Source organism: Fluviicola sp. (assembly GCF_030151805.1).
Taxonomy (GTDB): Bacteria; Bacteroidota; Bacteroidia; order Flavobacteriales_D; family Crocinitomicaceae; genus Fluviicola.
In genome coordinates this window covers 1-8,411 of record NZ_JASLCN010000400.1, presented here as the reverse complement: position 1 = coordinate 8,411, position 8,411 = coordinate 1, and the positions used below count along the sequence as shown (strand labels likewise).

At 41.2% G+C, this 8,411-nt stretch carries 8 protein-coding genes; 5 read left to right on the top strand and 3 right to left on the bottom strand.

The features are described from left to right. The 4 genes from tgt to Q1V93_RS15170 form a co-directional block, all read left to right on the top strand. Positions 1-866: tRNA guanosine(34) transglycosylase Tgt (gene tgt, locus Q1V93_RS15185; RefSeq protein ID WP_300665825.1), on the top strand; the 866-nt coding region annotated here is incomplete at its 5' end. After that, a complete protein-coding gene (locus tag Q1V93_RS15180) occupies positions 866-1,993 on the top strand; it encodes an LptF/LptG family permease (RefSeq protein WP_300665824.1) in 1,128 nt (375 codons plus the stop codon). The genes tgt and Q1V93_RS15180, both read left to right, overlap by 1 nt. After that, on the top strand, positions 1,993-2,751 hold the full coding sequence (locus tag Q1V93_RS15175; RefSeq protein ID WP_300665822.1) for a DUF481 domain-containing protein: 759 nt from the start codon (positions 1,993-1,995) through the stop codon (positions 2,749-2,751). Before Q1V93_RS15180 ends, Q1V93_RS15175 begins: the two co-directional genes overlap by 1 nt. Positions 2,752-2,868: 117 nt before the next feature. Then, positions 2,869-3,084, top strand: coding sequence for a hypothetical protein (locus tag Q1V93_RS15170; RefSeq protein WP_300665821.1), 216 nt, complete (start codon positions 2,869-2,871; stop codon positions 3,082-3,084). A gap of 27 nt (positions 3,085-3,111) precedes the next feature. Here the strand turns inward: Q1V93_RS15170 and Q1V93_RS19420 are convergent, their stop codons facing one another. The 3 genes from Q1V93_RS19420 to Q1V93_RS15160 all read right to left on the bottom strand — a co-directional run bounded on the left by Q1V93_RS19420 (position 3,112) and on the right by Q1V93_RS15160 (position 7,067). Next, positions 3,112-3,309 (bottom strand): GxxExxY protein, encoded by a 198-nt coding sequence (locus Q1V93_RS19420; protein WP_367183818.1) that lies wholly within the window; start codon positions 3,307-3,309, stop codon positions 3,112-3,114. A gap of 248 nt (positions 3,310-3,557) precedes the next feature. Beyond that, positions 3,558-4,790: an MFS transporter gene (locus tag Q1V93_RS15165; protein WP_300665819.1), complete on the bottom strand. Its 1,233-nt coding sequence runs from the start codon at positions 4,788-4,790 to the stop codon at positions 3,558-3,560. 147 nt (positions 4,791-4,937) lie between these two features. Then, entirely contained in the window at positions 4,938-7,067 is a 2,130-nt protein-coding gene (locus Q1V93_RS15160) for a DNA mismatch repair protein MutS (RefSeq protein ID WP_300665818.1), read from the bottom strand. Between the two features lie 190 nt (positions 7,068-7,257). Here Q1V93_RS15160 and Q1V93_RS15155 point away from each other — a divergent pair, with 190 nt between their 5' ends. Then, positions 7,258-8,022 (top strand): exodeoxyribonuclease III, encoded by a 765-nt coding sequence (locus Q1V93_RS15155; RefSeq protein WP_300665816.1) that lies wholly within the window; start codon positions 7,258-7,260, stop codon positions 8,020-8,022. Positions 8,023-8,411: the final 389 nt, after the last annotated feature.

Genomic DNA, 8,411 nt, shown 5'->3' with positions numbered 1-8,411 from the left:
TTTTGACGGATAGCGGCGGTTACCAGGTGTATTCCCTTGCGAAAAGCAGAAAGATTACGGAAGAAGGTGTGCGTTTTCAATCGCACCACGACGGAAGTTATCATTTCTTTTCTCCGGAAAGAGCCATTGACATTCAACGCACGATCGGTGCTGATATCATCATGGCTTTTGATGAATGTACGCCGTATCCGTGTGATTATAATTATGCGAAGCGTTCGATGCACATGACACATCGCTGGTTGAAACGTTGTATTACTCAAATGGATTCTACGGAACCGAAATACGGATATTCACAGGCTTTGTTTCCAATTGTTCAGGGAAGTGTTTACCCGGATTTACGTAAGGAATCGGCTGAATTTATTGCTTCTCAGAATGCGGTGGGAAATGCAATCGGTGGTTTGTCGGTGGGTGAGCCGGATGAAGACATGTACAGCATGACGGATTTGGTTTGTTCAATCTTGCCTGCAGATAAACCGCGTTATTTGATGGGGGTGGGAACTCCGGTGAACATTCTTGAAGGAATTGCTTTGGGAGTTGATATGTTCGACTGTGTGATGCCTTCACGCAATGCGCGACACGGAATGTTGTTTACTTCCGAAGGAACGATTAATATTAAAAATCATAAATGGAGAATGGATTATTCTCCGTTGGATCCGAATGGCACGGCTTATGTAGATCAGGTTTACACCAAAGCGTATTTACACCATTTGATCAAGGCAAAAGAAAATCTGGCGATTCAAATTGCGACCATTCACAATTTAGCGTTTTACCTGGCGTTGGTTAAAGAGGCCCGCAAGCGCATTTTGGATGGAACTTTCAGAACCTGGAAGGACGAACAAGTGAAAAAACTGGGAAGAAGAATTTAATGCTCAAGATTTTAGATCGATATATCATCCGGAAGTTTCTATCAACATTCTTTTTTATGTTGGGAGTGATCATGCTTTTGGCAATGGTTTTCGATATCGCTTCGCGCTTGCCTGAGTTTATCAGCAATCAGGCGCCGATAAAAGCAATTATTTTCGACTACTATTTCAATTTCCTGCTTTATTACGGGAATACGTTTTCTTCGATGATCATTTTCATCTCGGTGATCTGGTTTACAGCTAAAATGGCCCAGGAATCGGAGATTATACCGATGCTGAACAGCGGAAGACCGTTTATACGGATTATTCGTCCGTATATGATTGCGGCCACAATCCTGATGTTGATGTCTTTGGTGTTGAATCACTTTGTGCTGCCGCGTGCAAACAGGGTGCGACTGGATTTTGAGGAGTCATTTTACCGTGACCGTTTGGTAGTTGAAAATTACCATGCTGAATTTCCGGGAAATGAATTGGTGCATTATGCAAGTTACAATTCCCAGGAATCAATCATCAACGACTTCGTTATTGAACGTTATGATAACAAAAACCGGTTGATCCATTTCCTGAAAGCCCGTACAGCTACGGTTGATTCCGCAAAGCCAAATTATTGGCATTTGACGGATGTGTTTGAACGAAAAGTCACCTACCTGGATACCTTGAAGCTCAATCTGAAGATTCAATCCAAAGGAATTGATCAAAAAATTCAATTATCGGAGGTACATAAAAAAGACACGATTCTGCCATATAAAATAGAAGACATGGCAATCCGTGATAATATTGCCGAAGCGATGACTTATACGGAATTGAAGCAGTTTATCCGAAAAGAGAAGGAAAAAGGGAATGCGAGTGTGCCGACCTTTGAGATCGAGCTTTACCAGCGAACAAGTTATCCTTTTGCGACTTATATCCTGACTTTGATCGGGGTGAGTGTGTCGAGCAGAAAGAAGCGGGGAGGAATCGGAGTGAATATTGCTATCGGCTTGCTGTTTGTGTTTATTTACATTTTCGCGATGAAAGTAACGACCGTTGCTGCTACAACAGTTGGTTTTCCGCCTGTTGCCGCCGTTTGGATTCCGAATGTGATTTTCGGTATTTTAGCCATTTTCTTGTATCGAATTGCACCAAAGTGATGAGGTTAATCTGCTTGTTTTTATTTTTAGCTTGCGGTGTTGGTGTAAATGCACAAATTGTAAATATTGAAAACCGCCGGATCTACGAAGACACTTCAGGTTGGAGCGGATCACTCGATGCCGGAATGTCGGTTACTCAAAACTCGTCAGATGTATTGTATTCCGGGAATTTCAGACCAAGAGCGCAATACAAAACCAGGAAGAATCATTTCCTGATCATTTCAGACCTGAACTACACAGCATCCAATAAAACGACCTATGCGAATTCAGGAATGGCTCATTTCCGCTATGCCAGACGGATTAAAAACAGTCCGTGGAAATGGGAGGGCTACACGCAAATTCAATACAACCAGTTGTTGAATCAACGCGTCCGATACCTGATCGGAACCGGCCCGCGCTGGAAATTCATCGATACCAATAACATCCGGTTCTTTGTGGGAACATCCACTTTCTGGGAATACGAAGAATTGACAGAAGATGGAATTATCAATAACAATTTCAGGTGGAGTAATTATTTGAGCTGGTTTATCCGTACCAAAGGTGGTTTTAGTTTTTCTGCGACCACTTATTACCAGCCACGGTGGGACAAATTCAAGGATTTTCGTTTCTCCGGACAGTATCAACTTGCGCAGGCAATCACCAAACGCCTGGATATGCGTATTGAGTTTAACATGTTTTATGATAGTGCTCCTCCTGTAAATGTCCGGAAGACCGTTTTTAGCTCATCTGCCGGATTTAGGGTCAGATTGGGAGAATAAACGGCTTTCATTTTCAAACATCTCAACCTGTTTTCATTCTTTTTTAACAAATTTTGGTTCGCTTTCTGACTTTTTTCTGATTAAATTGAAACAATTAGAAACGAAAAATTGTTAGTTATGAAGAAGGTAATGTTTGGAACTTTAGCAATTGTTTTGCTGGGTTTAACATCGTGTAAGAAGGATTATAACTGTGAATGTACTTACCAGGATACCGGTAATACGACGATCACAGAAAACAAAACAATTAAGAATTCTACTTTGGACGATGCGAAGAAAACTTGTGATGGTTATGAAACCACGGGAGCTGTTACAAGAACGTGTACACTCCTGTAAAAGGGTAAGTATTTTAAAACAAACTGGCTAAAGGCTGTCGCAAGACGGCCTTTTTATTTTTGAACCACAATAGATACATAGGGCACATAGTGTTAAATCACAGCGCAATACTGTTTCTAACTTTTGCTGATCATAAATAACGGGAACAGTCATCTCAGTCTTGAAGGAAATATTTCGATTCATCAATTCAATCTTCATACATTCGTGATTAATACTTTCCAGCAAGCCTGGCCCTGGTTAATGGTGTACTTCTATAGCAGCACCAATGATATCATAAGTCAGTTAATTCAAGTAAGATTCCGTCATAACGATAAGAATAATGGTGTGTATATTTAATATAGCCTTTGTCCTGGAGTTTAGGTGATTTTTTAAGTCCGCAGATTAGATCACCTATATTTTAGGACACAGCATATAATAAAAAACAATTAACATACTATCTATGTGCCCTATGTATCTATGTGGTTTATTGTTTATCAGAACTCGTCGAGGTGATTGTGTGAAACGTCTTTTTTCTTCGTGAGCAGAAACAAGATCAGGGCAGCCAGCATACAGAAGAAGAATCCGCCGCCAGATACCAGGGTCATGATTCGGTAATTGCCGTCGCCGATATTGTCGAAGAGTTTGTTTCCGATATAAAAGGACAAAAAGCCAAAGGCCGATAAAGCCAGGCCACTGAATGTTGCCATGAATCTTTGTGGAGAAAATTGCAGAATGAAACTCAGTAAAGTGGGGAACAATAGGATTTCACCAATGAAGTTCAGCGCAATAAAAGACGTCATGAAAGCCGGATTGTCTGTCTGGCTGTTTGTCATCGTCATGATGGCTGCGAAAATAGAAATGATTGCTGCCCCGAAACCGATTACAACTTTCAGTAATGGCGAGAACTTGAATCGATTCCAGATAATTCCGAAAATGAGGTAGCCCACAAGCGGAATCAATGTTGGAATCAAAGCCACCAAACGATCTACGCTTCCGGATCGAAAGCCGCTGTAATTGAAATTATCCATTGAGCGGGTCAATAACTGTCTGAAAAGCCAGTAAAGGAAAAGTCCGAATATGGACAGGAAAATAGTTTCGTTTATCCGATTACTTCCGGTATCTGAAATTTCAGAATGGAACTCTGAATCCGGGTTTGTTTTTTTGATGAGGAAACTCAATCCAGCAATGATGAGTAAGCAAATGATGCAGGAGGTGAATCCGCGTTCGAAAGTGGTGGAAAGCCCCAGGTAGAAGAACGCAAGAGGAGCCAAAAAGGAACCGAGGTTAATGGCGAAGAAATTAAAGTTTAATGCGCCGTCCATTTTATGTTTTCGCCCGGAATAAAGCATTCCAACCGATTTCATGATGGCGGGAGAAAAGAGTGATTGTCCTACCAGGAAAACAAACATTCCCAGGTAAAATAAACCTAATTGCTTTTGCATAAAAAGAACAATTCCCAAAATCTGAAGACCGCAACTCACAATGATGGATATTTTGGTTCCAAAAAGAAAATCAACCATTAGTCCTCCGAAAACTCTGGCGAAAAGCAGTGCTGACGAGAAGGTCAGGAGTAATTGTGTTGCATCGTCTCCATATAAATTCATGGCTTCACTGATCAGGTAGCTGTAAGTGAAGGTTTGTAATCCGTAATAGGTGAATCGCTCTAAAAAAAGCATGCTGTTGAGCACGCTTGATTGTTCCAGGAAGTAGTGTTTATTAGCTGACATAGTTACTATTATTGCTTGTTTTTCTAATAAAATGGCGGAATTTATAGTGTTTTTCGGTTTTAATATATTTCTTCAAAAGTTCAATTCCCGATAGCTATTGGGATCAAAAGTTCAAAATGAATTTTAAACTTTTTGACCTTTTTAATCTTACTTAATCCACATCAATTTTTCACGTTCTACTTTCAGGCGCATAAATCCGAATACAACTGTCAGTAAATGGCCTTTAATTTCTTCCACTGTTCCGCTTTGTTTGGTTTCGATCATTTTAACGGTCGAACCGACGACGATTTTGTCGCGTTGATAAATATCCTCTTCCGGTTTGTGTGTTTTGCGTTTTTTCGCAACCGGTTTCTGAGGTTTTTGCTGCATCAGTTCCACCTTCCGTTTCGCTTCTTCGATTTTCGATTTTTCAACCATCAGGTATTTGCGCACATCTTCCAGAAGTGGATTATTCGCATCTTTTTTGCGGGTTTTGGTTTGGTAGCGGTCGATGAATGATTTCATTTTCTTACCGGCATTGATGAACAGGTTGTTCTTTTCCGCCAAATCTTGCTGAGAGCGTAAGCGTTCGTCGATCCGTTTTTTCTTTTCGATGAATTCTTCGCGTGCTGTATTTGCCAGTTCCTGTGCTTCGATGTGTTCTTTATTCAGGCGCTGCAAATACATCTTCTCGCGATTCAGTTCGTTGAGCAAATGATCCATCTTCACCCGGTTCTGATCCAGTTTTCCCTTGGCTTGTTCAATCAAATCAAGTGGAATTCCGTTCATTTGAGCTACCTCGAAAGTAAACGAACTTCCCGGCTGTCCGATCGAGAAACGGTAAAGCGGTTCCAATGTTTCGGTATTGAAAAGCATACAGCCGTTTACGGCATTGGTAAGTCTGTCTGCTTTTAGTTTGATATTCGCATAGTGCGTGGTAATGACTCCATATGACTTGCGATTGTATAATTCCTCGAAGAAAACTTCTGCCAAAGCACCACCCAATTCCGGATCGGATCCTGTTCCGAATTCATCCAGGAGCAACAAGGTTCGTTTGTTGGCAATTTTCAGAAAGTACTTCATGCGTTTCAAACGATAGGAATAAGTACTCAATTCGTTTTCGATTGATTGATTATCCCCGATGTCGGTGAGCACCTGCTGAAAGAAACAGAATTTACTGTTTTCGTGTACCGGAATCAATAAACCTGCCTGTAACATAATCTGCAGCAATCCGATTGTTTTCAGTGTGATGGATTTTCCTCCGGCATTCGGACCGGAAATTACCAGCATGCGGCTATTCGGATCCAGAATCAAACTTTGAGGAAGCGTTACTTTCCCCAATGATTTATTGGTTTTCCATAGAATCGGGTGAAATGCGTCAATTAATTCAATTCGCGTATTTCGCACAATTCCAGGTAAATTTGCGTTTAAGTCGAGAGCCAGTTTGGTTTTGGCATTGATAAAATCAAATTCTGTCAGTAAACTTTGATATGCTTCAATCAAAGGAAGCTGATGCGCAATATCACGCGTCAATTCCTGTAAAATCCGGAAAATTTCCTTGCGTTCATCATCCAGCGACATTTCCAGTTCGTTGTTCAGGGGAATATTGATCGCAGGTTCGATAAAAGTCAGACTCCCGGTTTTGGAAGAGCCAACAACCATCCCGCCGATTTTTCGCTTGTGACTGGATTGCACTGTCAGAACTCTCCGCTCGTTGATAAATGCTTCTTTGGTATCACCCAATAAACCTTCTTTCAAATAGCGCCGCATTTCCTTATCAAAATTGCGGTTGATCTGATTGCGCAGTTTGGCAATTTGTTGCCGGATCACAAACAGTTCCGGAGAAGCATCGTCCTTAATTTGTCCTCTTCGGTCGAATACTTTTTCGATGGCTTCGATCAGTTCCCGTGTAAAATAAACCTGGTTCAGAAGTGCAAACAGGTTTGGAAAATCCTGGGAGCGCTTGTCAAAAAAATGAATGATGTGATTTGCCAGTTCGGAAGCTCTTGTAATCCGGACAAAGCCTTCCTGTTGTAAAACGGCATTCCGGATCGGGAGTAATTTGATTTCTGCCAGCAACTCTTCAAAATCGAGGGCAGGGAAGGATTCGCCTTCTACCCGAATGCGTTTGAATTCATTGAGACGAAGCAGTTCGAATTCAATGGCGTCAAAGTCATTGTTTGGAACAAGCTCTTCCAATCTCTTTTTTGCTGTATCACCAATGCTGAATGCAGCCAGCCATTCTCTGATCTGATTGAATTCCAGGTCATGAAGTGTTTGCTGATCAAATCCTTTCATACTGTAAAAATAGTGGCAATTTGGAAGTTGACAAGAGGAAGTGGTGCATATTTGATTGAATCGGATTTTTATCCGCTGAAATTGTTCCAGGGTTTATAACCCTGGAAGGGTGGTTAACTTTTTTTTGCTTATATTATATATTAAATGTACGCATCAAACATTTTCCTACTTTTACTTTCAAATTGTATATATGAAACTTCTTTCTTTTAACGTAAACGGAATCCGTGCCATTGCAGGAAAATCATTTATTACCGATATGCAGCAAGCTGATGCAGATGTGATCTGCCTTCAGGAAACAAAGGCTACAGTTGAACAGGTGAAAGAAACAGTTGCTCCTTTGGGCTACCCGTTTGTGTACGCAAACGAAGCCGGAAGAAAAGGATATTCGGGTACGGCTATCATTTCAAAAACAGAACCGGTTTCGGTGGTTTATGATATGGGAGTTGCACATCACGACGAAGAAGGAAGAGTTATTTGTGCGGAATACGATCAGTTTTACCTGATCACGGTTTATGTTCCGAATTCCGGAAGTGAATTGCTGCGTCTTCCTTACCGCAAAACCTGGGATTCGGATTTCTTGGCTTATCTGAAAGGACTGGAAGCAAAAAAGCCGGTGATTGTTTGCGGAGATTTCAATGTGGCTCACAAAGCCATTGATTTGGCTCGTCCGAAAGAGAATTACAACAAATCTGCCGGATTCATGCAGGAAGAAATTGACGGAATGGATGCTTTTGTTGGAAGCGGCCTGGTGGATTCCTGGAGAGTTTTGAACGGAGATGAGGTGAAATATAGCTGGTGGAGCTACCGTGCAGGAGCAAGAGGGAAGAACATCGGCTGGAGAATTGATTACTTTTTGGTGTCGGAAAGTTTTATTCCGAAGCTTAAAGCAGCGACTATTCACAACGAAATCATGGGATCGGATCATTGTCCGGTTGGATTGGAATTGAGTTTATAAAGAAAACATGAGTTGGGGCGCGATGCATCGTGTCCCCGATATAGAAAATCCTCAAAATGAAAGCGATTTTTTCAAAATGAAATAAATCCCATTTTTTTGGCATAAACCCTATTTTCAGAAACTCCTTCTGAAAGCGTTGCTGCGCCTGCTGTTTAAGTTTTTTTGGGAACCTGAAAACCCAATGGGGGCATGGATTTGGGCTCTGGTAGTTTCAAATACAAACTATCAATCATGAAAAAATTAACAATCGCGCTTTTAGCAAGCTGTTTAATATTCGGGATGAATTTGAATGCACAGGAAGACTACAGAGAAAATTTGAAATTCGGGATCAAAGCGGGTGCTAACTACTCTAATGTCTGGGATGAAAAACAGGAGGATTTTGAAGCAAA

Bases quoted from the DNA above. Each gene is read 5' to 3' on its own strand.
- Q1V93_RS15180 (WP_300665824.1), top strand. From the start codon at position 866: ATGCTCAAGATTTTAGATCGATATATCATCCGGAAGTTTCTATCAACA.
- Q1V93_RS15175 (WP_300665822.1), top strand. From the start codon at position 1,993: ATGAGGTTAATCTGCTTGTTTTTATTTTTAGCTTGCGGTGTTGGTGTA.
- Q1V93_RS15170 (WP_300665821.1), top strand. From the start codon at position 2,869: ATGAAGAAGGTAATGTTTGGAACTTTAGCAATTGTTTTGCTGGGTTTA.
- Q1V93_RS15165 (WP_300665819.1), bottom strand. From the start codon at position 4,790: ATGTCAGCTAATAAACACTACTTCCTGGAACAATCAAGCGTGCTCAAC.
- Q1V93_RS15160 (WP_300665818.1), bottom strand. From the start codon at position 7,067: ATGAAAGGATTTGATCAGCAAACACTTCATGACCTGGAATTCAATCAG.
- Q1V93_RS15155 (WP_300665816.1), top strand. From the start codon at position 7,258: ATGAAACTTCTTTCTTTTAACGTAAACGGAATCCGTGCCATTGCAGGA.